The organism is Bacillota bacterium (assembly GCA_040757085.1).
GTDB lineage: Bacteria > Bacillota > Sulfobacillia > JACIYH01 > JACIYH01 > JACIYH01.
In genome coordinates this window covers 154,590-180,306 of sequence record JBFLXJ010000017.1, presented here as the reverse complement: position 1 = coordinate 180,306, position 25,717 = coordinate 154,590, and the positions used below count along the sequence as shown (strand labels likewise).

General features: G+C 66.7%; 29 protein-coding genes, 2 pseudogenes and 1 riboswitch. All 31 genes and pseudogenes read right to left on the bottom strand.

All coding sequences use genetic code 11. From position 1 onward, the window contains the following. Positions 1 to 84: 84 nt before the first annotated feature. The 31 genes and pseudogenes from AB1446_05985 to xerC all read right to left on the bottom strand — a co-directional run bounded on the left by AB1446_05985 (position 85) and on the right by xerC (position 25,676). Positions 85 to 369, bottom strand: a complete 285-nt coding sequence (locus AB1446_05985; GenBank protein ID MEW6546452.1) for a hypothetical protein — start codon at positions 367 to 369, stop codon at positions 85 to 87. A gap of 5 nt (positions 370 to 374) precedes the next feature. Beyond that, entirely contained in the window at positions 375 to 1,169 is a 795-nt protein-coding gene (locus AB1446_05980) for a FliA/WhiG family RNA polymerase sigma factor (protein MEW6546451.1), read from the bottom strand. Beyond that, positions 1,169 to 1,855: a PilZ domain-containing protein gene (locus tag AB1446_05975; GenBank protein ID MEW6546450.1), complete on the bottom strand. Its 687-nt coding sequence runs from the start codon at positions 1,853 to 1,855 to the stop codon at positions 1,169 to 1,171. Before AB1446_05975 ends, AB1446_05980 begins: the two co-directional genes overlap by 1 nt. Positions 1,856 to 1,936: 81 nt before the next feature. After that, positions 1,937 to 2,809, bottom strand: a complete 873-nt coding sequence (locus tag AB1446_05970) for a hypothetical protein (protein MEW6546449.1) — start codon at positions 2,807 to 2,809, stop codon at positions 1,937 to 1,939. A 14-nt stretch (positions 2,810 to 2,823) separates the two neighbouring features. After that, positions 2,824 to 4,878: a flagellar biosynthesis protein FlhA gene (flhA, locus tag AB1446_05965; protein ID MEW6546448.1), complete on the bottom strand. Its 2,055-nt coding sequence runs from the start codon at positions 4,876 to 4,878 to the stop codon at positions 2,824 to 2,826. Then, the gene (gene flhB / locus AB1446_05960; GenBank protein MEW6546447.1) at positions 4,865 to 5,962 is read right to left on the bottom strand and encodes a flagellar biosynthesis protein FlhB; all 1,098 of its coding nucleotides are present in this window, start codon (positions 5,960 to 5,962) and stop codon (positions 4,865 to 4,867) included. The genes flhA and flhB overlap by 14 nt, the downstream gene beginning before the upstream one ends. Beyond that, positions 5,959 to 6,750, bottom strand: a complete 792-nt coding sequence (fliR, locus tag AB1446_05955; protein MEW6546446.1) for a flagellar biosynthetic protein FliR — start codon at positions 6,748 to 6,750, stop codon at positions 5,959 to 5,961. The genes flhB and fliR overlap by 4 nt, the downstream gene beginning before the upstream one ends. Before the next feature lie 98 nt (positions 6,751 to 6,848). Further along, the gene (gene fliQ / locus AB1446_05950; protein MEW6546445.1) at positions 6,849 to 7,115 is read right to left on the bottom strand and encodes a flagellar biosynthesis protein FliQ; all 267 of its coding nucleotides are present in this window, start codon (positions 7,113 to 7,115) and stop codon (positions 6,849 to 6,851) included. Between the two features lie 90 nt (positions 7,116 to 7,205). Beyond that, positions 7,206 to 7,985: a flagellar type III secretion system pore protein FliP gene (fliP, locus tag AB1446_05945; GenBank protein ID MEW6546444.1), complete on the bottom strand. Its 780-nt coding sequence runs from the start codon at positions 7,983 to 7,985 to the stop codon at positions 7,206 to 7,208. 36 nt (positions 7,986 to 8,021) lie between these two features. Beyond that, positions 8,022 to 8,300: pseudogene (locus AB1446_05940) on the bottom strand (flagellar biosynthetic protein FliO). Positions 8,301 to 8,359: 59 nt separating this feature from the next. Next, on the bottom strand, positions 8,360 to 8,758 hold the full coding sequence (locus AB1446_05935; protein MEW6546443.1) for a response regulator: 399 nt from the start codon (positions 8,756 to 8,758) through the stop codon (positions 8,360 to 8,362). Positions 8,759 to 8,819: 61 nt separating this feature from the next. After that, positions 8,820 to 9,074 (bottom strand): annotated as a pseudogene (gene fliN / locus AB1446_05930) (flagellar motor switch protein FliN). A gap of 100 nt (positions 9,075 to 9,174) precedes the next feature. Then, positions 9,175 to 10,164 carry a flagellar motor switch protein FliM gene (gene fliM, locus AB1446_05925; protein MEW6546442.1) on the bottom strand — a complete coding sequence of 330 codons (990 nt, stop codon included), beginning with the start codon at positions 10,162 to 10,164 and terminating at the stop codon, positions 9,175 to 9,177. Positions 10,165 to 10,178: 14 nt separating this feature from the next. Continuing rightward, a complete protein-coding gene (locus AB1446_05920; protein ID MEW6546441.1) occupies positions 10,179 to 10,622 on the bottom strand; it encodes a flagellar basal body-associated FliL family protein in 444 nt (147 codons plus the stop codon). Positions 10,623 to 10,662: 40 nt separating this feature from the next. Continuing rightward, positions 10,663 to 10,926: a flagellar FlbD family protein gene (locus tag AB1446_05915; protein ID MEW6546440.1), complete on the bottom strand. Its 264-nt coding sequence runs from the start codon at positions 10,924 to 10,926 to the stop codon at positions 10,663 to 10,665. A 58-nt stretch (positions 10,927 to 10,984) separates the two neighbouring features. After that, positions 10,985 to 12,649: a flagellar hook protein FlgE gene (locus AB1446_05910; GenBank protein ID MEW6546439.1), complete on the bottom strand. Its 1,665-nt coding sequence runs from the start codon at positions 12,647 to 12,649 to the stop codon at positions 10,985 to 10,987. 2 nt (positions 12,650 to 12,651) lie between these two features. Next, positions 12,652 to 13,119: a flagellar protein gene (locus AB1446_05905; GenBank protein MEW6546438.1), complete on the bottom strand. Its 468-nt coding sequence runs from the start codon at positions 13,117 to 13,119 to the stop codon at positions 12,652 to 12,654. Continuing rightward, a complete protein-coding gene (locus AB1446_05900) occupies positions 13,116 to 13,508 on the bottom strand; it encodes a flagellar hook capping FlgD N-terminal domain-containing protein (GenBank protein MEW6546437.1) in 393 nt (130 codons plus the stop codon). The genes AB1446_05905 and AB1446_05900 overlap by 4 nt, the downstream gene beginning before the upstream one ends. A 14-nt stretch (positions 13,509 to 13,522) precedes the next feature. Then, complete coding sequence (locus AB1446_05895) at positions 13,523 to 14,959, bottom strand: flagellar hook-length control protein FliK (GenBank protein ID MEW6546436.1); 1,437 nt, start codon at positions 14,957 to 14,959, stop codon at positions 13,523 to 13,525. A 4-nt stretch (positions 14,960 to 14,963) separates the two neighbouring features. Beyond that, on the bottom strand, positions 14,964 to 15,422 hold the full coding sequence (gene fliJ / locus AB1446_05890; GenBank protein ID MEW6546435.1) for a flagellar export protein FliJ: 459 nt from the start codon (positions 15,420 to 15,422) through the stop codon (positions 14,964 to 14,966). A gap of 11 nt (positions 15,423 to 15,433) precedes the next feature. Then, positions 15,434 to 16,762 carry a FliI/YscN family ATPase gene (locus AB1446_05885; GenBank protein ID MEW6546434.1) on the bottom strand — a complete coding sequence of 443 codons (1,329 nt, stop codon included), beginning with the start codon at positions 16,760 to 16,762 and terminating at the stop codon, positions 15,434 to 15,436. Further along, positions 16,752 to 17,705, bottom strand: coding sequence for a FliH/SctL family protein (locus AB1446_05880; protein ID MEW6546433.1), 954 nt, complete (start codon positions 17,703 to 17,705; stop codon positions 16,752 to 16,754). The genes AB1446_05885 and AB1446_05880 overlap by 11 nt, the downstream gene beginning before the upstream one ends. Further along, positions 17,698 to 18,705 carry a flagellar motor switch protein FliG gene (gene fliG, locus AB1446_05875; protein ID MEW6546432.1) on the bottom strand — a complete coding sequence of 336 codons (1,008 nt, stop codon included), beginning with the start codon at positions 18,703 to 18,705 and terminating at the stop codon, positions 17,698 to 17,700. The genes AB1446_05880 and fliG overlap by 8 nt, the downstream gene beginning before the upstream one ends. A 4-nt stretch (positions 18,706 to 18,709) precedes the next feature. Then, the gene (fliF, locus tag AB1446_05870; GenBank protein MEW6546431.1) at positions 18,710 to 20,254 is read right to left on the bottom strand and encodes a flagellar basal-body MS-ring/collar protein FliF; all 1,545 of its coding nucleotides are present in this window, start codon (positions 20,252 to 20,254) and stop codon (positions 18,710 to 18,712) included. Between the two features lie 24 nt (positions 20,255 to 20,278). Then, a complete protein-coding gene (fliE, locus tag AB1446_05865) occupies positions 20,279 to 20,602 on the bottom strand; it encodes a flagellar hook-basal body complex protein FliE (GenBank protein MEW6546430.1) in 324 nt (107 codons plus the stop codon). A gap of 59 nt (positions 20,603 to 20,661) precedes the next feature. Next, positions 20,662 to 21,138, bottom strand: a complete 477-nt coding sequence (flgC, locus tag AB1446_05860; GenBank protein ID MEW6546429.1) for a flagellar basal body rod protein FlgC — start codon at positions 21,136 to 21,138, stop codon at positions 20,662 to 20,664. A gap of 2 nt (positions 21,139 to 21,140) precedes the next feature. After that, complete coding sequence (flgB, locus tag AB1446_05855) at positions 21,141 to 21,536, bottom strand: flagellar basal body rod protein FlgB (GenBank protein MEW6546428.1); 396 nt, start codon at positions 21,534 to 21,536, stop codon at positions 21,141 to 21,143. A gap of 73 nt (positions 21,537 to 21,609) precedes the next feature. Further along, a riboswitch (cyclic di-GMP riboswitch) is annotated at positions 21,610 to 21,696 on the bottom strand. A 261-nt stretch (positions 21,697 to 21,957) separates the two neighbouring features. After that, positions 21,958 to 22,749 carry a GTP-sensing pleiotropic transcriptional regulator CodY gene (gene codY, locus AB1446_05850; protein MEW6546427.1) on the bottom strand — a complete coding sequence of 264 codons (792 nt, stop codon included), beginning with the start codon at positions 22,747 to 22,749 and terminating at the stop codon, positions 21,958 to 21,960. A 33-nt stretch (positions 22,750 to 22,782) separates the two neighbouring features. Continuing rightward, positions 22,783 to 24,180, bottom strand: a complete 1,398-nt coding sequence (hslU, locus tag AB1446_05845) for an ATP-dependent protease ATPase subunit HslU (GenBank protein ID MEW6546426.1) — start codon at positions 24,178 to 24,180, stop codon at positions 22,783 to 22,785. 30 nt (positions 24,181 to 24,210) lie between these two features. After that, positions 24,211 to 24,744 (bottom strand): ATP-dependent protease subunit HslV, encoded by a 534-nt coding sequence (hslV, locus tag AB1446_05840; protein ID MEW6546425.1) that lies wholly within the window; start codon positions 24,742 to 24,744, stop codon positions 24,211 to 24,213. An 8-nt stretch (positions 24,745 to 24,752) separates the two neighbouring features. After that, a complete protein-coding gene (gene xerC / locus AB1446_05835; protein ID MEW6546424.1) occupies positions 24,753 to 25,676 on the bottom strand; it encodes a tyrosine recombinase XerC in 924 nt (307 codons plus the stop codon). Positions 25,677 to 25,717: the final 41 nt, after the last annotated feature.

Sequence of the window (25,717 nt, the reverse complement as noted above, 5' to 3'; positions counted from 1 at the left end):
CAACGAAGCGGCCCGCCTCGGCCCGAACCCGCCCCCGAGGACCCTGCGCCCGCCCGTCGGCAGGCGTGCGAGAAGGCAGGTATGCTAAACGCGGACGTCGAGGTGGGCCGCCTGCTCGGGCGCCGGATTCGCACTCGCGTGCGGATGGCGGCGCTTATCACGCCGGTGCTGCTGCCGTGGCCGGCCCGACCCATCCCGCACGGCAGAAGGGCCGGCGTTGTCTTTCACCCGGGGAGTCTGTCGCGCCTGCACCTGGCCCACCCGCTCCAGGTACTCCTGAGTGCCCTCACCGTGCAAGGCAGCCACCTGCTGCACCCGCCCCACATCCGGGGAACGCGGGATGGCCATCTGCCAATCCATCGACTTCACCGGTTTCACCCCCTTGCGCCCAGTGTTTTCGCTATCCCCTCGCGGTCGGCCCGCTCCATGCTCGCCCTCAGCCGCAACATGGCCTGGGCATGAAGCTGGGAGACCCGTCCTGGCGAAACACCCAGCAGGCGGGATATTTCCTTCAACGTGAGCCCCTCGTAGTAGAACAGCGTGATGATGAGCCTCTCCCGGTCGGGCAACCGGTCTATGGCCCAGGCCAGCACTTTCTTGCGCTCCTCCCATTCCGCTATCTCCACCGGATCAGGAGCCCCGTGGTCCGGCAAAGATGAGAGGACGGGCCCCTCCCTGGCTTCCGCTGCCCACAGTCCCTCCAGGGATACCAGACAGGTGGAGGCGGCCTCCGTTATGCGCTGAGACAGCTCTGCCATGGTGATGCCCATTTCTGCCGCCACCTCTTCCTCGCTGGCGGGACGGCCCAGCTGCGTCTCCAGCTTTGCATACGCTCCCTGCAGCTCCCTTACCCGCTGCCGCACGTGGGCGGGAACCCAGTCCAGCGCACGCAATCCGTCCAGGATGGCACCCCTGATGCGGGTGACCGCATACGTCTCGAACTTGACCCCGCGAGCAAGGTCGAATTTACCCAGGGCATCGAGCAGGCCCAGGACCCCGTATCCCACCAGATCGTCCTCATCCACGAAGGCGGGCAGGGTCATGCGCACCCTCCCCGCCACGAATTTCACCAGGGGGAGGTAACGTAGCACCAGTTCCTCCCGGGCCCTCTGGTCCCCCTGACTTTTGTACCTTTCCCACAACTGCTGTACCTGGGCCTGGGCACCCATCATCCCGCCCCCCAGTCTCGCCCCACGTGTCCTGAGCGCAGGAACTGCCGCTGGCGAGAGAATATGTACCTGATGATCGCCTCGCGGGCGCCCGGGGTTATACACGTGAACTCGAAGGCAACCCGCGCGGGACGCAGCACCGTATTCCGCCACCCGTACCGTGTGGGAGCAGCAGGTGCCGGCGGGCGCACCACCCTTACCACCCGGCCACCTGCCTCGACGATCTCCTGGGCAGAAAGGCACAAGCGCACCCGCACTTCCTGCCCTTCCTGCCATTCCCCTGGCAAATCCGCCGCCAACCCGCCCCCGCTGAGGTCCACTGCGCGCCCGGCAACCTCCCGCTCTCCATCTGCCACCGCGATCACCACCTTAAGAGAAACCGGCCAGCGCACGTGCTCCCGCCGCTGGACCGTGCGGATCTGGGTGGGCCGCGCGACGGTGATAAGGGGAAGGTGACCGGGGCGGAAGTCTTCCACCCTGGTATGGAAGCCGTACATGGTATCGTCCTGGTGGTACTGCACCTCCACCTCGGTGCCGGGTTTGACGGGAACCACATGCCCGAGGCGCACGGGTGCGGAAAGAACCAGGGCGTCTTCACGCACCTCTTCGATCCTCACCACGTACATGCGGGTGCCACCCCCCACCCTGAGGATGGCGCGCTGCCCCTCCCGCAACGAGTCCTCCACATGCCACCCCACCCTTCGCCTACACAGAGGCCCCCCACGGTGATGCGTCTCACGCTGGCGCTTCTCACGCCAACCCTCTCATCACGCGGCCTCCCCCAGCAGTCGCCTGGCCAGCTGCTGCGGCGTCACGGGCTCGAAGCCCTGCCACACGTCCTGGGAACTGGTCAGGTAGCTGAGGGGCAACCCGGTCTTCGCCACCATCTCCAGGATCAGTCCCCAGCGGCTGCTCTCGTCCAGTTTGGTGAAAAGGAGGGCATCGCAGCCCAGACTCCGCATGAAGTCACCCCAAGCGAGGGCGTCGTGCCGGTCCATCGTCACCGGTATGATCCCTAGCAGCAATTGCGGTTGGAACCTGGCCACCATGGCTTCGATTTGCTGGCGGTGGCTGGCCAGGCACACGTTGCGCCCGGGCGTGTCCGCGAGGATCAGATCCACCTGGCTCCACCCCTGCAGCAATCCCTCCAGGTGATCCACGTCGCAGGTGGCCGCCTCCAGATCGAGCATGCGGGCCACGGCCCGGCTCTGCTCCTGGGCCCCCGGACGCACCGTATCCAGGTTCACCAGCCCCACCCGGCAGCCGTGGTGGGCCCGGGTCCACGCCGCCAGTTTGGCCAGGGCCGTGGTTTTGCCCGCCCCGGTAGGGCCCACCGCCATCACCCGGCGGTCCCGGGGCCACTCCAGCAGCCTCACCCGCCCCAGGTGGGCGCCCAGCGCCTGGGCGGGATGGGGAGAAAGCACCAATTCCAGGGCGAAGGACAGGTCCACCCCGTGAGCCAGCAGGGCGGGGAGCAAGCCCGGGTCCCAGAATCCCCGGGGGCCGGGCACGGCCAGCACCTCCACCTGCTTCCCCGCCGCCCGCCGGGTTTCCACAATGAGGGCGTCGGGTCCCAGCTCCCTGCTCACCAGGGCCAGCGCCTCGTGAGTGGTAGACGCCCGGAAAGCGCGGGCCTGCATGTCCTCACCTCCCATCAGCTGTCTCCGGAAAGGGTAACCGTGGCCACCGGTTCGATCTGTGCCTTCTCATCCAGCTCGGCATAGGAGAGCACGGTCATGCGGGGAGCCAGCTTCTCCACCAGACGACGCACGTGGGGCCGGGCGGCGGCCTGGCAGAGGAGGACGGGAGTGTGGCCGCGGCTCGCAACCTTGGTCATGGCGGCTGTGAGCGACCGCGCCAGGCCCTGCAGCGACCGGGCATCCAGCGCCGGCAAACCTCCCCCGGCCGCCTCCACCCCCTCCAGGATGGCCTTCTCGGCCTCCGGGTGCAGGGTGGCCACCGGTCGCGGTCCCCGGTCCAGACCGAACTGCCGGGTGATGACGCGGGCCAGGGCCTGCCGGCACATCTCAGTCAGGAACTCGGTGTCCCGGCTGGTACGAGCGTGATCGGCCAGGGTTTCCGCGATGAGGACCAGGTCGCGGATGGACACCCCTTCCCGCACCAGGTTGGCCAGCACCTTCTGGACCTCTCCCAGGGAAAGCTGCCCGGGGACGAGTTCCTCCACCAGGGCAGCGTGAGTCTCCTTGATGGCGTCCAGCATCTCCCGTACCTCCTGACGTCCCAGCAGGAGGTGGGCGTTGGCCCTGATCACCTCGGTCAGGTGGGTGGCCAGGACGGCCGAGGGCTCCACCACCGTGTAGCCGGCCAGTTCGGCCCGGTCCCGGTCCTCCCGCGATATCCACAGGGCGGGCAGGCCGAATGCCGGCTCCCGGGTGGGAATCCCCTGCAGTTCGGCGTCGGCATCCCCCGGGTTGAGGGCCAGCAGCCGGTTGGGGTACAGCTCCCCGCTCTGGACCTCCACGCCGCGGACCTTGATACTGTACGCATTCGGGCCGAGCTGGGCGATGTTGTCGCGCACCCGCACGGGGGGAATGACCACCCCCAGTTCCAGGGCCACCTGGCGCCTTATCATCACCACCCGCTCGAGGAGGTCCCCACCCTGTCGGGCGTCCGCCAGGGGGATGAGGGAATAGCCCAGTTCCACTTCCAGGGGATCCACCCGCATCAGGTTGAAGATGCTCTCGGGGCGGCGCATGGCCTCCAGTTCCTCCTCCCGCCGCCGCCGTTCGTCTTCAGCCTGTTCCCGCCGCTGCCGATTGCGAATGGTAATGGTGAGGCCCCCAAGGGCCGCCCCCAGCGCCAAAAACGGCAGGTGGGGCAGCCCGGGCACCAGGCCCATGATGGCCACCACCGCCGCTGTTATCCCCAGGGCGCGCGGATACCCCAGCACCTGGGCCCCCAGGTCCTCGCCGAGGCTGGCTCCCGAGGTGGAGCGGGTTACCACCATACCGGCGGCGGTGGAGACGAGCAGGGCGGGTATCTGGATGGCCAGTCCCTGCCCCACAGTGAGAAGGGCATACAGGTTGAAGGCCTCGCCCAGGGGCATCCCCCTTTGCAACACGCCCACCAGCAGGCCTCCCACCACGTCGATGGCCATCACCACCAGGGCAGCGATGGCATCCCCCTTCACGAACTTGGAGGCACCGTCCATGGCCCCGTAAAAGTCGGCCTCGCGCTCTATGAGGCGTCGCCTCTCGCGGGCCTCCTCCTCGGTGATGTTCCCCGCGTGCAGGTCAGCGTCGATGGCCATCTGCTTGCCCGGCATGGCATCCAGGGTAAAGCGGGCCGCCACCTCGGCGATGCGTTCCGCCCCCCGGGTGATCACCAGGAACTGCACGAGCACGAGAATGAGGAATACGACGATACCGACGGCCGGGCTGGAACCGATCACGAATTCCCCGAAACGACCGATGACCTGCCCGGCCTCCCCCGCGAGGAGGATCAGCCGGGTGGAGGCCACGGTGAGGGAAAGCCGGAAAAGGGTCAGCACCAGGAGCAAAGAGGGAAACACGGCCAGGTCCAGGGGGCGGAGCAGGTACGTGGTGGCCAGGAGGATCAGCAGGGAAAAGGCCAGGTTAAAGGAGAGCAGCAGGTCCAGCAACAGGGGAGGCATGGGCACCACCAGCATGGCCAGTACGAGCACCAGCCCTACCGCCAGGGCCAGATCCCCTTGCTTAACGACCGCCATCATCGCCACCCCCGATCTGCCGCCCGGTGAGCCGATACACGAAGGCCAGTACCTCGGCCACCGCCTGGTAAAGCTGAGGAGGGATGGCCTGGCCCACCTCCACCAGGCTGTAGAGGGATTGGGCCAGTTGCCGGTTTTCCACCACCGTCACCCAGTGCTTGCGCGCCAGGGTGATGATGCGCTGGGCCAGGTGCCCCTTGCCCTTGGCCACCACCACAGGGGCGTCCATGGTGGCGGGGTCATACCGCAGGGCCACAGCGTAGGTGGTGGGGTTGCGCACCACCACGTCCGCCCGGGCCACCTCGGCCAGCATGCGCAGCCGGCTGATTTCCCGCTGCCGGCGGCGGATGCGCGCGCGCAACTCGGGGTTTCCTTCCGTCTGCCGGAACTCTTCCTTAAGTTCCTGACGCGACATGCGCAGGCTGACCTCGTATTCCCAGCGCTGGTAAAACCAATCTGCCGCCGCCAGGATCACGAATCCCGCCCCCGCCCAGAGCACCATCTGGTACGCCACCTGGCCCGCCGTGCGCAGGGCTTCCGGCAGGGGGAGCAGGGGAAGGGTGACCAGGAGTTCCCGGCGGGAGGAAACCGTGAGGTAGCACACGTACCCCACGATGGTCACCTTCAGCAGCCCCTTCAGTAACTCCGCCAGACTGCGTCGCGAAAAGAGGCGCCCGAGTCCCCGCACCGGGTCGAGACGCCCAAAATCCAGAGACAGAGGCCCGGTGCTGAAGAGGAATCCCACCTGCCCCAGGTTCACCGCCAATCCTGCCAGCAGGGCCACCCCCATCACGGGCAAGGCCCCCAGGGCCAGGGCCCTCCCGGCCGGGACCACCACCAGGGCCAGGTTGTCCCAGTCCAGGTCGGGCAGGGGACGGCTCCACAGGGCGCAGACCATGTCCTGCCATGCCTGCGCGGCCAGGGGGAGGAAGTACCGGCAGGCCACCAGCGCCGCCAGCACCACGGCGGCAGCGGTGGCTTCCTGGCTGCGGAATACCTGGCCCCGCTTGCGAGCCTCCTGCCGCTTGCGGGGGGTGGCCGGGAAGGGCTTATCCTCGGCGAACAACTGCAACTGCAGCCTCATGGCCCTCCGCCCCCCGCGGCCGGGATCATCACCTGCAGCAGCGCTTCCCCCACCTTCTCCTGCCATCCTCCGAAGACCGCCACATAGGCGGGCAGAGCCAGGGTCAGGAACAGGACGCCCAGCCAGGTCTTGAGGGGCAGGCCCACCACGAATACGTTCATCTGGGGCACCGTGCGGGACACCAGCCCCAAGGCCAGGTTGGCCAGGAACATGGGAAGGACCAGAGGGGCAGCCAGCTCGAGGCCGAGGACGAACATGGCTCCCGCCTGGGCCACCAAAGCCTCCCCGGCGGCTTCGGAAAGTACGGGCGTACCCGGGGGAACCACCTGCAGGCTCCGCACCAGGGCCGAGAGCAGCAGGTGGTGCCCGTCTGCACCCAGGAAAACCACCAGGGAAAGCAGGTACAGGAAAGTACCCGCCACCGGAACTGGCGCTCCGAACGTGGGATCCACCACGTTGGCGATCCCCATCCCCAACTCGAAGTCCAGGTAGTACCCGGCCAGTTGTACGGCGGCGAAGCACAGAGAGGCGGTGAATCCTGCCAGGGCCCCCCAGGCCAGCTCCCGCACCGCGGCCAGAGCCAGAGGCAGGGCGGCAACGGGGGCGCGGGAAGCGTCCACGGTGGGGAGCACGGTGAGGGCCAGAAACAGGCACAAGGAGCCCTTCACGGTGACGGGGAACATGCGGCTCGACCAGAAGGGGGCGGCCAGAAACAGCCCGGTCAGGCGCATCAGCACCAGTATGAACACCGGCATCCCGCTCACGAGTGCCCCCAGCAACCCGGCCACCGCTCTCCCCTCCTTCCCGTCCCGGCTCCCCCGGGATCGCAGCTCCCGGCACCAGTACCTCTTCGGGTGACGCCATCGGCCGGGGGCCGATGGCGTCGTCAGGGCACGCTGCCCAGTTGGGCAAAAGCTCGCTGGGCGAACGCCACCAGCACCCGCAGCATCCATCCCCCGAAGAGGAGGAATCCTATGAATACCGCCACGATTTTGGGGACGAAAGCCAGGGTCTGTTCGTGGAGCTGGGTGGTAGCCTGGATCAGGCTGACCAGGAGACCCACCCCCATGCTCAGGGCAAACACGGGAGCCCCCACCAGCAGCACGGTGACCAGGGCATCCCGACCGAGCGCCATCACCCACCCGTCCGTCATCTCCCTCACCCCTAGCTCGTCCGTCATCTCCCGTTTCCCAACCCGAGCCCTGGCAGTCCTTCCTCCCCCGTGGCCGCAACGTCGAGCACTTCAGTGGAAGGAAGTCACCAAAGAGCGCACCAGGAGATCCCAACCGTCAACCAGTACAAAGAGGAGCAGCTTAAAGGGCAAAGACACCATCATGGGAGGCAGCATCAGCATCCCCATGGACATCAGGGTACTGGCCACCACCATGTCGATGACCAGAAAGGGCACGAAGAGGATAAATCCCATCTGAAAGGCGGTCTTGAGTTCGCTGGTAGCAAATGCAGGCACAAGCATCCACAGCGGCACGTCCCCCGGACCTGCGGGCTGGGGCTGTCCCGCCAGACGCAAGAACAGGGCCAGATCCTGGGGGCGGGTCTGGCGCAGCATGAAGTCACGCAGGGGTGCCTCTGCCCGGGCCAGGGCCTGAGACTGGTCGATTTCCCCGGCCAGGTAGGGTTGAAGGGCATCACGGTTCACGTCCTGCCACACCGGGGCCATTATGAACACGGTGAGAAAGAGAGCCAGTCCGACCAGCACCTGATTGGGGGGCATTTGCTGCAAGGACAGGGCGCTGCGCAGGAAGGAAAGCACCACCACCACGCGGGTGAAAGAAGTGAGCATGATGAGGATAGCGGGAGCCAGGGAAAGCACAGTGAGCAGAATCAGGATCTGAACTGTGAGAGTCAACCCCTGCGGCCCACCCGCCGGCTCCACGCCCACAGTGACGCGGGGCAAAGGCCAGCTGTCCTGCGGGGCCGGTGCCCCAGGTAGTTGCGCGAGCGCCACAGCCGGCGACCCCACCACGGCACCCGCCAGCAGTACCAGGACCATGAGGCCCAGCATGAGGCCCCGTCCCTTCCGCGAGATCAGGTGGCGCAACACGTCAGGGAAACTCCGCCCTGCCGGCACCGGAGTCGCTTCTTCGCTGGCGGGCATCTCCGCGAGCAGGGAAACCCCCTCCCCCACACCCAGGAGCATCCAGCGGTCCCGGAACCTGACCAGGCACAGGTAGCGGTTACCACCCAGGGGCATGGTCTCCACGAGGTGCAGGTGGTTACCCCGGGGCAGGTTGAGCCGCCCGAAGTACCGGGCGGAGGTGTACGCCAGAGCAATCACCAGCAGCGAGAAGACCAGGAATTGCAACAGTGCCCACCCCATCTGTCCACGCCCCTTCTTTGCGCCGCCAAGAGTCCCTTCCCGCTACGCTTACGCGGGGTTCACGCCGGCTCGCTCAGCACCTGGCGGGGCTCCCTGGTCACCGCCGCCAGGAATCTGCTCTCGTCCACCGGTTTCACCACGAAGTCGTCCGCCCCCGCCTCCACGGCTGCCTTCACCCACGTGGCCTGCACCAGGGCTGAGCACACCACCACACGGCAGGAGGGGACCTCCGCCTTGATGACCCTGATCAGCTCCGTTCCCGACATGTCGGGGAGAACCAGATCCAGCACCACCAGGTCGGGCCGGGAGGTGCGGATGACTTCCAGGGCCCGCAGACCGTCCCCGGCTGCCCCCGCCACCTGCCAGCCGGCCCGGCCCAGCAGAGACACCAGCTTCTCCCGCAGGAAGCGGGCCCGCTCCACCACCACCGCCTGACCGTTTCCCTCCGGAGACCTCACCCGGGCGTCCCTCCTTGCATCAGGACCCTTCGGTTGACAGCAGATGGGACCATCCGGGCGCCTACCTGAGAGCAGACACCCGGTCAGCGGTGGATACCACGTCGGTGACCCTAACCCCGAAGTTTTCGTCCACCACCACTACTTCCCCGCGGGCCACCAGCTTGCCGTTGACGAGAACATCCACTGGTTCCCCGGCCAGCTTGTCCAGTTCGATGATGGAGCCGACTCCCAGGCTGAGAATGTCCCGCACCGCCCGCCGGGCCCGCCCCAGTTCCACGGTAACCTGCAGCGGAACATCCAGCAGAAGGTCCAGGCTCACCCCTTCGCCCCGACCGGAAGCGGGTGCCAGTTCCTCAAACTCTGCCTTCTCCACCACCACCCGCTCGCTGCCTGCCCGCTCCTTGTCGCCGGCACCCTCACTCATCGTCGTCCTCCCCCCTTGCCGCCAGCACCTTCACCACCTGCACTGCCACCCGATTCCCCACCCGGCCCGGTCGCACCCGGAAGGCGGCGCGGGGACCGAGGTACACCGTCAGTGGCTCACCCACGGGTTGTCCGAGCTTGATCACGTCCCCCCGCTCAAGGCCAAGCAACTGGCCTATGGTGAGGGTAGCCTTTCCCAGTCGCACCGACATTTCTACCCTAACATCGCGGAGGTTGGCCCCGTTTCCCTCCACCCGGGGCACTTCCCCCCCACCTGCCCAGCGATGAGCGGTGAGCTGTCCCAGCACCGGCTTCAGGGAGGAGTAAGGGAGGCACAGCCGCAGCGAGCCCCCCGCTTCCCCCAGCGTCGCCGTCAACGTGATCACTGCGGTCACCTCATTGGGAGGGATTACCTGGGCAAAAAGGGGATTGGCCTCAATGGAATCCAGGCGTGCCCGCAACGCCACCAGGCCCTGCCACGCCTCCACCAGGGCAGAGAGCATCCCGCTCACCACCCTCTCCATCACCGTCACCTCGATGTCGGTGAGGGCACGTTCGCCCACCTCGGCCGTCCCCAACCCTCCCAGCAGGCGGTCGATGAGGGGAAACGCCAGAGCGGGGTGGATATCCACCATCTGGCGCCCCGGGAGGGGCTCCATGCTCACCAGGCACAACACCGCCGGGTTGCGCACCGAAGCCAGGAACTCGTCGTATGTGAGTTGCTCAACGGCGTCCAGGGTGACCCTGGCCATGGTGCGCAGCTGGGCGGAAAGCACGGTTGTCCAGACGCGGGCGAAGTTCTCGTGCACCATCTGGAGAGTGCGCAAGTGATCCTTTGAAAACTTGTCCGGACGCCGGAAATCGTACACCCGCACGCTAGGCCGGATGACCGGCCCTTCCCGCCGGGCAGGCTTGCCCCCCAGTTCCCCGGAGGCCAGGGCCCGCAACAGTTCGTCTACCTCTTTTTGGGAAAGGACTTCCACCTTGCCCCTCCCCCTCACTGGATCAGAAACTCGGTGAAGAAGATGCGCTGCACCTTCCCCGACTCCGCGATGGCATTGATACGGTCAGCCAGGTCGCGGGCGAGGGCCAGCATCCCCCCTTCACCCTCCAGTTCCCCGTAAGTCTTGTCGCGCAGCACGGATATGATGGTATGCTCCAGCAAAGGCTTCTTGGCCTCAAGTTCCCTGGCCATGCGGGAGTGGGAGAGTTCCAGGGTGATACCCACGCTGATGTACCGCCGCCCCCCGTCGTCCCGCAGGTTCGTGAGGTATTTGCCGGCATGAAAGAGGACACCCTCCGCCGCCTGAGCAGTGGCCTGTCTGCCGGACGAGGCAAGCAAACGGCTCCCCACCAGGTAGGAAACACCCCCCATGGCCCCCAGGGCCAGCACCCCCACCATCAGCCACAAGAACAGCCTTCTGATGCCCGCTTTCCTCACCACCCGCTCACCTCACCTTCCCCTCCGCTCACGCCGTCCTCTACCCCGCCCATATGTCTCCTCCCGTGCGTGCGTTCCCGTCGCCTGCGGAGGGCTTACGGCGTCGCGTGCCGCGCCACCCACGCCCCGTGATGGCCCGCCTGTAGGCCACCACCCGCCTCGTTATCTCCTCGGGGGCCTCCCTAACCAGGATCTTGCGGCCGGTGGTGAGGGAGATGACGGTGTCGGGCGTCGCCTCTACCGTCTCGATGAGGTCGGCGTTGAGCACCATCTCATGCCCGTTCAGCCTGGTTACCCGGATCACCCCGTCACCCCCTCAGCCCCCGCCGTTGCCCGCAACCCGGCCCCAAGCCGACAGCCCACTACCGCTTGAGGTTAACCAGGTCCTGCAGCATCTCGTCCGCCGTGGTGATCACCCGCGAGTTGGCCTGGAATCCCCGCTGGGTGATGATCAGATTGGTAAACTCCTGAGCCAGATCCACGTTGGACATTTCCAGCGACCCCGGGGCAATGGTGCCCCGCCCGCCGGTGCCGGGATCACCCACCTGGGCCTCTCCGGAGTTGGCCGACCCCTCGTACAGGGTTTCTCCCCGCTTCACCAGCCCGGCCGGGTTGGAGAAGCTGGCCAGCGCCACCTGCGCCAGGGGGCACGATAGGGCATTGGAGTACGATCCCATCACCACCCCCTTGGCGTCCACCGTCACCGACACCAACTCACCCGGCCCGTACCCGTTCTGCTCCGATGCAAGTGCCGTATAGTCGGTGGCATACTGGGTCAGGCCGTAGAAGTCCATCTCCACGGTCATGGGCGCGTACCCCGCTGCCCCGAACTGGACCAGATCGCCGGTTACCCGGTCAACCCGCCCGCTCACGTCGAACGTAACCGTCCCGCTGTGGGGCTTGCCGGTGAGAACCACATCGGCCCCGGCAGAGTCCTTAACGGCTGCCACCCAATCCCAGGTGTTGTCGTTGACCTTGGTGAACGTAGTGATTACGCTGTATGTCTCCCCCTTGGCCCCTATCACCGTAATGGAGGTCACCCGCCGCGCATCCTCATACGTCGCCGTAATCCTGGCCGAAGGGTCATTTGTCCCGAATATGGCCCACGAGGCCTTGTTGTCCGTACCCGGCGCCGGGAAATTGACGTAGTCGACCTGCCTGGTGTCCGTCGCGTCCCGCACCTTCACCTCCGGCTGCGGATCGGAGGGGTCCAGGTTCCCCAGGTCATTGCCTGCCAGATCGGTCACCCGGTCCACTTTCCCCGCGTCGTCAAACCAGATGTACCCGTCGGCAGCACCCAGCCAGTCAGCACCGTTGAAGGAGAACTGGACACCGTCACCGGCCAATCTCCATCGCCACTTGTTGAACTCACTGGTGGGCGATAGCTCAAAGGTGACTTTCCGCGTCACCTGCGCAGTGGCGGGGTCGCCGTCGTCCAGGATGAGGTTGAGAGAATTGGCCGAAAGGGTGTAGGTACCCATGTCGGTCGCGTCGAGGTTGCGGGTGAACTTAATCTCGGTGGTGGCGCGGGCGGGTATGGACTGCACGTCGGACAGAGAGATGGGCTTCAGGTCCACCCTGGTGCGGTTGGCGGGGAGCACGCCGCTTTGAGCCAGCCAGCCCATGACCTTGAGCCCGGACGGCGTCACCAGGTTGTACTTGTCGTCCCAGGAGAAGGCACCGGCACGGGTGTAGTAGGTGCGGCTACCATCGCTGACCACGAAGAAGCCGGCCCCGTCGATGGCCAGGTCGGTGCTCACCCCGGTGGACTCCAGGTTACCCTGCTCATGCACGGTATCGATGGAAGCCAGGGACACGCCCAGACCCACCTGCAGCGGGTTGGTGCCTCCCCGCCCTCCCTGGGGAGCGGAAGCAGCCGCCAGCAACTGGCTGAACATCTCCCGAAAGGTGGCTCTCCCCGCTTTGAACCCCACCGTGTTGACGTTGCTGATGTTGTTACCGATCACGTCCATGCGGATCTGGTGATTGCGCAGGCCAGACACGCCTGCGAAAAGCGACCTCAACATGGTCATGCCCTCCTTTCTCCGGTGGCCTCCCATGCGGGTCCAGCCCCGGATGAATTGTCCTCGCTGCTCACGAAGGCAGCGCTATCGATGTTGGTGAAGATCTGCTCCCGCATGCGGTGGGCGGGAACCACTGTGATAAGAGTCCGGTTCCTCACGCTCACGAGGAAAGCGGCATCTTTATACATCACAAGGGACTCCCGGCCGCCGTGCGCGGCCAGCTTTTCCACGGCCCGGCCCACCGCCTCCAGATCGTGCGCACCCATCCCAGCCGAGCACAGGCGCTGGCGGGCGTGCTCGGAAATGCGCAGCCCGGCCACGGTCTCGGCTAGCACGCGGGCGAAGGACCCCGGAGCTGCCGCAACCGCACCTTCCCGCCCCCGGCTCGCACTGCGACCGGTGAGGGAAGGCACACCGCGCAGGCGGTCGACGGAATGCTCGATGCCAGGATCAAGCGGCCCCCGGACGTTCATGGGTTAGCCTCCCCCGCACCGCCCAGCACCTCAACCAGCCTGGCCAGGTGATCCTCGATGCGCTGCAGGGTTTTCAGACTGGCGCCGATCTCCTGCAGGCTCCCGGCACCGGCCTCCAGCCGACCCAGCGCCTGCTGGCCAGTCAGCAAAAGGGCCTGCTGCGCCTGGCCCAGTGATTTGAGCTCCGCTTCAATACGGTGCAATGTGTCCAGGCTGCTGAACTGCGCCAGTTGCACCATGAAGTCCCGGTCCTTGAGGGGTTCCAGGGGGTTCTGGTGCTGAAGCTCAGCCACCAGAAGGCGCAGGAATTCCTGGCTGCCCAGCCTGCCCGTGACCCCTGCGGAGATTTGCACTGCTTCTCGGGGACCACCCACTCCATTCACATACACGGTATCACCACCTTTCACATGAGCACGTCCAGGTTGCTCACACCGGTCCCCGGACACCGGGCCACCCGGCCCGACGTGGCCGCCAGTGTAACCGGAGGGGCCCGGAGCCGCCCCGGACCCGGCCCGACGCCCCCCAGCCGGTCAGGCCCTCGCCAGGCGTCAGGAGGTGATCGGCGATCGCGGTATCCGGATTCTCCCAGCGACACTTCCAGTTGGCCAGCCACCAGCCCGGCCTGCTCGAGGCGGGCCTGCAGTTCGGGCATGTTCCGCTGCAGGAGGCCGGAGACGTTACCATCCTCCACCACGAAGCGGGCTGCCACCTTCCCGTGGCGTTCGGCCACCCACACGGTCACCGGCCCCAGATCACCCCCGTCAATATGCACTTCCAGCTCGGCAGGCCGGTGACCGGGCCAGTCACCGTACCGCGGCACCGCCCCGGGATGCTGCCGGGGAAGAGGCACGTCGGAGCCCCGCGGGGATACCCCCGTCGCTTCCTGCTCTGCCCGGCCGGTCACCGCGGGCAAGGGCTCGGCACCCGCACGATAGGTCACCACCTCTCGCTGCTCGCCGGCACTCCGGTCCTGCCCGGTGCTGTCGCGCAGGACAGCCTTGTCCTCGCGAGACCCGGCCGTACTGGGCTGATCAACTGCACTCCGTGTGCCCCTGTCCTCCGGAGCACTGGCGACGCCAACGCCCGACTGCACGGAACCGTGCGCACCCACCGCATCACTCCCCGGGGGCGCAACCACTGCATCACTCCCCGCGGGCGCCCCCGCGTCAGGTCGGGGCAGCCCGGCCTGGCCCGCTCCTGCCACCGTCAGGCCCGTAGTCGGGCCCATCTCACCCCCAGCCGGGGCGGCCGGGGGTAATGCACCCTGGCCCAGACGCAAGGTCGGGGCCATGGCGGGCTGGTCCGGCAGTAAGGTGGGGGCGACGGCCGGCCTCTCGGGCTGCCCAGCAGGCACGTAGCCGGTGATCCGCACGTTCACCAGGCGGGCATCCATCCGCCCGTCAGGGCGCCCCGGTGCCTCGCCACCCCCGGCAACACCCGGTACCGCCGTCCCACCTGCGGGCACGGGTACCAGAGATGCTGACCTCGCCTCCGGGGGAACGGAGGCAGTCGCGGTGGCAGGCCCTGCAGCGATCGGTTGGACGGTCGATGAAGGTATCTCTGCGCCGGGCACCCCGGGAGGCGGCGGCGCGAGTCCCGGGTTCGCTTTGCCGTCCCGCGTGGCACCTTGATTCTGCGACAGGGCAGGTTGAGGGTCCCCGGGGAGCACCGAGCTGGACTGTCCGGCAAGGACCAGGGCCACCGGCCCCAGCAGGGCGGCCAGCGCCAGGTCGAAGTCCCCGGTGGGACAGGAGGGGCGCTGGGCCTTGCCGGATGCCGGAACGGCGGGCAGGGTTACGACGCCAGCATCCAGAAGTTCTGCCGTAACGATGGGGTCCAAGGTATCACCTCCTTTCCGTGGGTTTTCTCACCCGATCGGTGAACTGGATGGCAACTTCGTCAAGGTGTTTCTGCTCTTCCCAGTTCTCCTGGTAAAGATGGGCCCAGCGCCTGCGTTCGCGCAGCTTTTCCACCACGCGCCGGGCGCGGGTTGCCACCACCAGATCCTCCCTGCGCAGAGATGCCTCCCGAGCCGCCTCCCGCGTGCGCTCCGCCTGGTGGCGCAGGCGGCTGGCGGTAGCCCTGATCCCGGGCTCCAGGAGCAGCACCTCGGACAGGTTGCCCCCCGCCCGCGCCGTGGCCATGGCCTCCAGGGCATCCTGATGATCGGTGTGTGCCCGTTCCAGGGCCTTCTCCGCCGCCCGCCAGGCGCGCAGGGCCAGGGCAAAGCGGCTACGGCTGGACTTCTCCCTGGTCTGCCTGATGTGCAACACCTTTTCGAAGCGGAAACGGAAGGGCTTCATGGCTATACCCCTCACTCGGGCGCATCTTTGAGCATGTCGATGAGCCGGGCCCGGGCTTCTATCGGGTCGGCCTTCTCCCGGGTTCCCTGGCGCAGGAACGCCCGCACGGCCCCGATACGGCTGCGCGCGTAGTCAATGGCGGGGTTGGAGCCGGGCACGTACGCGCCTATGTTGATAAGATCCTCGGCTTCTTTGTAGGTGGCGAGCACAGACCTCAAGCGGGACACCGCGCGTTGATGTTCCTCGTCCTGCAGGTCGCTGGCCAACCGGCTCACACTGGCCAGCACGTCCACCGCGGGGTAGTGACCCTGGGCAGCCAGGTCGCGGGAGAGCACAATGTGGCCGTCCAGGATGCTGCGCACCTGGTCCGCCACCGGTTCGTTCATGTCGTCGCCCTCTACCAGCACGGTGTAGATGCCGGTGATGCTTCCCCGGGACGAGGTACCCGACCTTTCCAGCAGCCGGGGGAGCAGGGCAAATACGGAAGGGGTGTACCCCCGGGTGGCAGGAGGTTCGCCGATGGCCAGTCCCACCTCGCGCTGGGCAGTGGCAAAGCGGGTGACGGAATCCATGAGCAGCAGGACGTCCTGGCCCTGGTCCCGGAAATACTCGGCAATGGCCGTGGCCACGAAGGCGGCCCGGATGCGTACCAGGGCGGGCTGATCAGACGTGGCCGCCACCACCACCGCCCTCCTTAACCCCTCCGGACCCAGATCCTTTTCCAGGAAATCCTTGACCTCCCGGCCCCGTTCTCCCACCAGGCCGATCACGCTCACCTGGGCCCGGGTGTTGCGGGCCAGCATGCCCATGAGCACGCTCTTGCCCACGCCACTCCCGGCAAAGATCCCCACGCGCTGTCCCTTGCCGCACGTGAGCACGGCATCTATAACGCGCAAGCCCACCCAGAGGGGCTCGGTGATGCAGCGGCGCTCCAGGGGGGCAGGGGGGCTGGCCATCACCGGATACCTGGTTTCTCCCCGCAACGGTCCCTTGCCGTCGATGGGCCGGCCCAGGCCGTCCAGCACCCGGCCCCGCAGACCGGGCCCCACTTCCACCTCCAGGGGCAACCCCACCGCCTCGATCTCGCATCCGGGGCCGATACCACTGAGGTCCCCGAGGGGCATGAGCACGGTGCGACCCTGGCGGAATCCCACTACCTCCGCCTGCACGGGGGGTTGCCCCCCTCCGGGATACACCAGGCAGACCTCTCCCACCGGCACGCCGGGCCCGTGACCTTCTACGGTTAAGCCCACCACCTGGGTTACCACTCCCACGCGGCGCACGGGATCGCAGCGCTTGACCAGTTCCCGTAACTCGTCCCAGGGTAGACTAGCCGGCATCCTGCCCGTCGCCTTCACCCCCCACCTCGGGCGCACATTGCCCCTCTCGTTGACCTCCCAGCACGGGCGCATTCTGCTCGGTGGCTTCGCCGGGGTCGGGCAGGGTGCTGGTCAAGGTCAGCAACGCCTCTCCCAGGCGTCGCAACTGCCTGTCCAGCCTGCCGTCGAGGTAGCCATGTTGCGTTTCCACCATGACCCCGCCCCTGCCCACGGCGGGGTCTGCCACCGCCTCCAGGGAGGCACCACATGCCTGTGCAAGTTCTGGCAACCAGGGCTGGATAAGGGGTACGTCGTCGGGGTGGACGTGCAGGGTCGCCTTCTCCCCCTGTTCCAGCCGGCGTACAAGGGCAGCCGCCTGCTCCCGCACCACCTCGGGCGAAAGGCTCACTTCCCGCTCCAGGACGCGGGCCGCCAGGTCAAGGGCCATCCGCACCACGTCCTGCTGGGCCTGACGCAGTATGACCAGGCGTTCCCTGCGGGCATCCTCCAGAATGGCCAGCGCCGCGTGCATGGCCTCCTCGGCTTCCTGGCGCACCTGGGCCCAGGCCGCCTGCTGTCCGGCCGCAAATCCCGATTCCCAACCTTCCTTTTCACCCCGCTCCCGCGCTTCCCGGTGTATCCTGAGGGCCTCGGCCCGCGCCGCCTCCACCATCCTGGCCACCTCGGCCTCCCTGTCCCCGCCGGGCAGCACTCCCACGTCGTTTTCCACCGCGGCCCCGGGAGCGCCACGGCCAGCCTCCAGGGCCAGGTCGGCCCCCGCGGGTTGCGCACCGCCCGAACCCGTGTGTCCCGGTGGCGCTACAGCATCCGCAGCCGGGCAGCAGGCCGATTCAGTAGCGGCACCCGGCCCCATGAGGTCAGCCGGGGGTGCCACCACCACCGGACGGGAACCGGCCAGTGCGGCCAGATGCTTCTTGATGAGGGCGACGCTTGCCCTAGACAACGATCTCCTCGCCTCCTCCGCGGGCGATCACCACTTCGCCCTCTTCCTCCAAACGGCGGATGATGTTGACGATCTTCTGCTGGGCCTCCTCCACCTCGCGCAGGCGCACGGGCCCCAGGTAGTCCATGTTTTCCTTGAGGTTCTCCACCGCCCGCTTGGACAGGTTCCGGAAGACCTTGTGTTTGACTTCCTCGGACGCCACCTTGAGCGCCATGGGCAGGTCGCGGTTGAGGTCGACCTCGCGCAGGATGCGCTGCACCGACCTGTCGTCCAGGGTGACGATGTCCTCGAACAGGAACATCCGCTTCTTGATTTCCTCCGCCAGTTGGGGATCGTTGATCCCCAGGGTCTCCATGATGGACTTCTCGGTGGAACGGTCCACCCGGTTGAGCACTTCTACCACCGCTTCCAACCCTCCGGCGGCGGCGAAGTCCTGGGTGGTGAGGGAACTCAGCTTGCGTTCCAGTACCCTCTCCACTTCCCGGATGATCTCGGGGGAGGTGCGGTCCATGAGGGCGATACGCCGGGCCACGTCCGCCTGCAGCTCGGGAGGCAGGGCGGAGAGGATTGCCGCCGCCTGCTCGGGCTGCAGGTACGCCAGCACGAGGGCGATGGTTTGAGGATGCTCGTTCTGGATGAAGTTACGCAACTGGCCGGGGTCGGTCTTGCGGGCGAAATCGAAGGGACGCACCTGCAGGGTGGCGGTGAGGCGGTGCAGGATGTCGAGCGCCTTCTGGGTTCCCAGAGCCTTCTCCAGCAGCTCCTTGGCGTATTCGATGCCGCCCCGGGCCATGTATTCGCGGGCGTAGGACATCTGCATGAATTCCTCGAACACCCGCGCCCGGGCCTCGGGCGGTACCTTGCGCACGTTGGCGATCTCGAGGGTCAGTTGCTCTATCTCCTCTTCCCGCAGGTGCCGGAACACCTGAGCCGATATTTCCGGCCCCAGGGAGATGAGCAGCATGGCCGCTTTTTGCCTCCCGGCGGGGGTCCTGAGCATGGGGTCATTCCTCCGCCATCCAGGCCCTGATGAGCTGGGCAACCGTCTCGGGCGACTTACGCGCCAGCTTTTCTACCTCTGCCCGCAGGCGGGCTTCGTCGGCGAGCCCCTCCGGCTCCTCCGGTGCCGCCGCCCGGGTGGGTTCTGCTCCGGCCACCGGGGTGGGGGCGGGAACCACTGCCGGTTCGGGCGCGCGCACCAGCCGCCGGCGCCTCCTCCCCCGCAGCCACCGGGCAAACAGCAAGACCACCACACCTCCTCCGCCTGCTGCCAGATACCGCCAATCGGGCAGGCGCACTGCCGCAGGCGGGGTGGTTGGTTTCTCCTCCAGATCGACCCAGCGGGTCGCGAAGGGAATGCCCAGCACGGTGATCTGGTCCTGGCGGGCCGGGTCGGAACCGATGGCTGCCGCCACCAGCCTGCCGATCGCTTCCTGCTGGGCGGGCTCGAGTTCCCGGTTCACCACCACCGCTACCGACAGCCGCCGCACGCTCCCCGGCATCACCACCATTTGCTCCCGCACCTGTCCCACTTCCAGGTTGCGGGTCACCTCTCGCCGCTGGTAGGAGACCGGTCCCTCCGAACCTCCCACCTGGTATCCAGGTACATTACCATTCGTGGGAGGCAGGCTGCCGGCCTGACCCGAAAACGTTTCCTCCAGCTCCTGGATGCTGCGTACCACGCCATCGTCCGGTCCCGGCTCGAAGAGCTGGCGCTCCACCGTGCGGCTGTCGAAGTTGAGTTCCGCCGTCACCCGGGTCACCACATTCCCCAGGCCCAGCACCTGCTCCAGCAGGGACTGCAGGCGTTGCTCCATATGAGCCTGGAACTGGCGCTGCACCTCCAGCAACCGGTCAGCCGTCCCCGACGGGGAGGTGTCGTCCACCACCTGCGCCGATAGCACCCGCCCGTACTGGTCTACCACGGAAACCCCGTCCGGACGCAGCCCTTCTACACTGTGGGTGACCAGGTGGACGATGCCGCGCACCTGCTCCACCCCCAGTTCTGTGCCCGGACGCAGCTTGAGCAGCACGGCTGCGGTGACCGGGTGTTCCTGGCTGGCGAACAACCGGGGCTCGGGCACCACGATATGTACCCGGGCCTGCTCTACCCCCTCCACCTGGGTGATGGTGCGGGCCAGCTCCCCCTGCAAAGCACGCAGGTAAGCCAGGCGTCGGTCAGATTCAGTGGCGCCCAGGGGGGGCTTGTCCAGAATCTCAAACCCCACCGTACCCTGCCTGGGCAGGCCCTGGGCGGCCAGGCTCAGCCGGGCCCGGTAGACCTGCTGGGCGGGAACCAGTACCGTGCGCCCCTCATCCCGCAAACGGTAGGGCACACCCTGCTCACCCAGCTTCTCGGTAATGCGGGCGGCGTCGGTGATATCGAGCCCGGTGTACAGGGGGACGAAACGGGGCTGGGACAGGAACGCCATCAAACCGCCTGCCAGCACCACCGCCACCAGGCCCAACCCCAGGAGCGTTCTGGCGCCGTGGGAAAGCCCGCGCCACCACGCCAGACCCCTGCTCCCCAGATCCCTCCACCCCGCCACTTGCCTCGCTCCCTCTCAGCAAACTCACACGGGCATCCTCATGATCTCCTGATACGCCTCCACCACCCGGTTGCGCATCTGTACGGCCAGATCCAGGGCCAGTTGCGCCTTCTCGGTGGCGATGATCACCTCATGCAGTTCCACGGGCTCGCCCCGCGCCAGCATGGCGGTGAGCTGGTCCGCCCGGCTTTCCAGGGCGGAGAGTCCCTCCAGGGCCCGTCCCAGCAACTGGCCGAACGACCCGCCCGGGGGCGTGGCACCTGCCTGGCCGCGTACGGCATCGGCGGCCTGATCCACCACCGGAGAGAGATGCATCCCCGCTCGCGATACCCCGCTTACTGGAGTCACGGTTCTTACCTCCTCACCGTTGCCCCAGACGGCCGCTCATGGTCACCCCGGATTGCTCCTCAGCGGCGCCCCAGGTCGAGGGTGCGCTGGACCATGGACTTGGTCGTCTCCAGGGTGGCCAAACTGGCTTCGTATGCCCTGCTGGCGGCGATGAGTTCCACCATCTCCAGGGCCGGGTTGACATTGGGCATCAGCACGTACCCCGAAGCATCGGCGTCCGGATGACCCGGGCGGAACTCCCTGCGCAGGGGCGTGGGGTCCTCACTGATGGCCAGTACCCGGGTTCCCCCTCCCCCCCGGGTTGAAGCCGTCCGCGACGGCATGCCCGCAGCCAGGGCCAGGGTCCGCCCCCAGCTTTCCCCGGCCGGCGGTGCCGGGGGTCGCTCGCCCAGCCGCACCACCCGGCGCCGGTAGGGCCCCCCCTCGGGGGTGCGCGTGGACTCAGCGTTGGCCAGATTCGCCGCCGTCACCTCCATGCGCAGACGCTGGGCGGTCAGTGCCGAGGCACTCGTATCCATGGCCCGGAACAGTTCCATGGCTATTTCCTCCCTTCCGTGATCACGGTCCGCCACATGGAAAACTTGGCCCCCAGCTGTCGGAGAAGGGCCTGGTACCAGAGGCCATTTTCCGCCAGGGAGGCCAGCTCGAATTCTATATCCACGTTGTTTCCGTCCGGTCGACCGGTGGTCGTGTCCCTCACTACCCGGGCAGAAACGGCGCCACCCGCACCTCCCAGGTGGTTGGGATGGCTGCGGGTGAGGGCAAGCCGTTCCTGGGCCCGGCGCAGCTCCCCCAGAAAATGAACATCCTGGCGCTTATATCCGGGGGTATCCGCATTGGCCACGTTGTTCGCGAGCGCCTCGTGACGGCGCGCGGCCGCACTGAGAGCCCGTTCTAGCCCCCGTACCTGCCAGGTAGAGAATGGTTCACCCATGTCGCCCGCCCCCGCTCTTTTAACGAAAAAGCTTCCGCCGGTGCGGAAGCAGCCCTAAAAACTTCAGGGCTCCTTCGGCAGCCCGGCCGTCATAGCTCCGGAGAGCCTTAGACCCGCGGCTTTGCGTCCCCGCCTTTCGACGGGTTTGCCTTTGTCGGGTTAGCCCCTTATTTCTCTCTGAGCAGCAGTATTCTACACCCTCCTCCAAATTCCTCCTTGCTTGCCACTGCTAATCCAATTTTTTCGACGACAGGGTTGTAACCGTTAAGGGAGCGATAAGGCGGCGAAATCGAGCAGACACCCGGGCGGGACCGGACGTTTGCAGAGGACGCGAACAGGTCCTGCTAACCCGCCAGGGTCGCTCCTGTCTCCACCCCGCAGGCGGTCGAGTTCGACCCCCACATCGCCCAGGCCGGATCGTCTAGGCGCGCTGGGCCTTGATGCGGTTCAGTTCCTCCAGCAGGCGGTCGTTCAACACCCGGATGTAGGTGCCCTTCATACCCAGCGACCGCGACTCGATAACTCCCGCGCTTTCGAACTTGCGCAGGGCATTGACGATTACGGAACGGGTGATCCCCACCCGGTCGGCGATCTTGGACGCTACCAGGAAGCCCTCCCGCCCCTTGAGTTCGTCGAAGATGTGGCGAATGGCCTCCAGTTCGGAGAAAGAAAGCGTCCCCAGGGCCACCTGCACGGCCGCCTTTTTGCGCGCCTCCTCCTCCAGGGCCTCGGACTTGGCCCGCAGCATCTCCATGGCCACCACGGTGGCGGCGTATTCGGCCAGCACCAGGTCGTCGTCGGTGAACTCCTCTCCGTACCGGGCCAGCAGCATGGTCCCCAGCCGCTCGCCGCCGCCATTGATGGGGACGATGGTGGTGACCTTCGCCTCATACATGCAACCCTTGTCGCGGCTGAACACGCACCGCCGCGGCCCCTGGCGGATGTTGGGGGAGGTCTCCTCGATCTTGAGGATTTTCTGGTTGTAGTCCTCCGGGAACTTCTCCTGGTCAAGGACCTCCTCCCTGAGGATTTCGCACTCGAACTGGTGCATGAGACCGTGACCCAGGATGCGACCCTGGCGGTCCACCACGTACACGTTGCACGAAATCAGATCCGACAGGGCTTCGGCCATGTCCCGGAGATCAACCGGGCGGCCTGCCGCTTTCTGCAGCAGGCGGTTCACCTCCCGGGTCTTGGCCAGCAAACTACTCATGCTGCCTCTCCCCTTTCCCCCCGACTCCCGTGTTTAGAGTATATACCGGCTCAAATCGGTGTCCTTGACCAGGTCGACCAGCTTCTCACGCACGTAGTTGCGGTCGATGACCACCCGGCGGGGACCCGTTTCGCCCGCTTCAAAAGAGAGGTCCTCGAGGAGCTTCTCCATCACGGTATGGAGCCGCCTGGCCCCGATGTTCTCCGTCTGCCCGTTGACCTGCCAGGCCAGCTCCGCTATCTCGTCCAGGGCCTCGTCCAGGAATTCCACTTCCACGCCCTCGGTGGCCAGCAGGGCCCGGTACTGCTTGACCAGGGAGTTCTGCGGCTCCACCAGGATGCGTTTGAAGTCCTCCTTGGTCAGGGCCTTCAGTTCTACCCGGATAGGGAACCGGCCCTGCAGTTCGGGGATGAGGTCCGAGGGCTTGGAAACGTGAAACGCCCCTGCGGCGATGAACAGGATGTGGTCGGTCTTCACGGGACCGTACTTGGTGTTCACCGTGCAGCCCTCCACGATGGGCAGGATGTCCCGCTGCACCCCTTCCCGGGAGACATCGGGGCCCACCCCTGCCTCCCGTCCCGCGATCTTGTCGATCTCGTCGATGAAGATGATCCCGTACTGCTCGGCCCGGAAGATGGCGTCTGAAATGGCCGCATCCATGTCGATGAGTTTCTGGGCCTCTTCCTGGGCCAGGATGCGGCGCGCCTGCGCCACCGTAACCTTGCGCTTCCTCTTGCGCTTCGGGAATAGACCCCCGAGCATATCCTGGAAGTTGATGGTCAGCTCTTCCACTCCGGCCGGCGAAAAGATGTCCACCATGGGGGCGGAAGCATCCTCTACCTCTATCTCCACCAGTTCACCTTCCAGTTCGCCCGCCGCCAGTCGCTTTTCGACGATGCGGCGCTCGGCCCGGGCCTGCCGCAGCCGCTCCTCAAAATCCCCGGGTTCGACTCGTTCGTGGGCAAGCTGGCCGAACAGGGCCTCCAGGGGATTGCGGGGAACCGGCTCCCGGTGGGGAAGCGGGGCCAGGATGTCCAGCAGGCGCTCTTCCGCCAACTGCTCTGCCCTCTCCTTCACTTCCTCCATACGTTCCTGCTTCACCATGCGGATGGACGCTTCCACCAGGTCGCGCACCATGGCGTCCACGTCCCGGCCCACGTACCCCACCTCAGTGAATTTGGTGGCTTCCACCTTCACGAAGGGCGCGTTAACCAGGCGCGCCAGGCGGCGGGCGATCTCGGTCTTGCCCACCCCCGTGGGCCCTATCATGAGGATGTTCTTGGGGGCCACTTCCTCCTGCATCTCCGGTGGCAAACGCCGACGCCGCATGCGATTGCGCAGGGCAATCGCCACCGCCCGCTTGGCTTCGTCCTGTCCGACGATGTACCTGTCCAGTTCAGCCACTATCTCCCGGGGAGTAAGATCATCCACTGGTTTCCCCCCTACGCGTGCCTCCATAATTCAGACCGTCTCCACCACGATCTGGTCGTTGGTATACACGTCGATGGAAGCCGCGATGCGCATGGCCTCCCGGGCGATGTCGGCTGCTCCCAGATCGCTGAAGCGGACCAGGGCCCGGGCCGCAGCCAGCGCATAGGGCCCCCCGGACCCGATGGCGGCCAGGCCGTCGTCGGGCTGCACCACCTCGCCCGAGCCGGAAAGCAGGAACAGGTGCTCGGAATCCATCACCAGGAGCAGCGCTTCCAGGCGGCGCAGAATACGATCGGTGCGCCACTCGCGGGCCAGGGCTACCGCAGCGCGGGCCAGGTTGCCGTGGGATTCCTGCAACTTCCCTTCAAACTTCTCAAATAGTGTAAACGCATCGGCCACCCCCCCGGCGAAGCCGGCCAGCACCCTGCCTTCGTACAGCCGCCGGATCTTCTGGGCCCCGTGCTTCACCACGGTGGGCGTAGCCCCCGGCAGGGTCACCTGCCCGTCGCCGGCCATGGCTCCCTGACCCTTGTGCCGCACGGCCAGGATGGTGGTGCCGATCATGGCTGTCCTCACCTGATTCGTTCCTCCCCGGCCCGGGGGTGGGCCCGGGCATAAACCTCCCGCAGGCGGATGGAGTCCACGTGGGTGTAAATCTGGGTGGTCTTGACGCTGGCGTGCCCCAGCATCTCCTGCACCGAGCGCAGGTCAGCCCCCCGCTGCAGGAGGTGGGTGGCAAAACTGTGGCGCAGGGTATGGGGGGAAACGTGCCCGCCCACGTCCATGTGGCGCAGGTAGCCCTGGAGGATACGCCCCACGCTGCGCGCGGACAACCGCCCGCCCCGGTGGTTCAAAAAGAGGGCCGCCGTCGCCTTACCCTGGGCCAGCACCGGCCGGCCCCGCCTCAGGTACTCTCCCAGTGCAGCGATGGCCTGGGACCCCAGGGGGACGAAGCGCTGCTTCTTTCCCTTACCGCGGCGAACCAGCACGAAGCCGTCGGAATAATCCACGTCGCCCACGTCCAGGCCCACCAGCTCAGATACCCGGAGACCGCAGGCGTAGAGGACCTCCAGCAGGGCCCGGTCCCGCAACCCGAGGGGCGTGGTGGTATCGGGCAGGCTCAGCAACCTGGCCACCTCGGGTATGCCCAGGTAGGAGGGAAGATGCCGCGGCCGCCGGGGAAAGAGCAGGTCGCGCACCGGGTTCTGGGAAACCACCCCCCGCCAGGCCAGGAACCGGAAGAAAGAACGCAGGGCAGAGATCTTGCGGCGGACGGTGGAGCGGCCGTACCCCGCCCTCATGATCTGGCCCAGAAAATCCCGCACCAGGTTCCTGTCCACCCGGTCAAGGGAAACCACCCCCCGGCTGCGGGCGTACGAGGCAAACTGAGACAGGTCGGCCCCGTATGCGGTGACCGTGTGGGGAGACCCTCCTCGGGCGGAAAGGCAATAGGCGAGGAACTCATCCTGCCAGCGATCCCACTGGGCCTGAAACACAGCAACCTCCCCTGCGACTGAACACGCATAATACTACCATA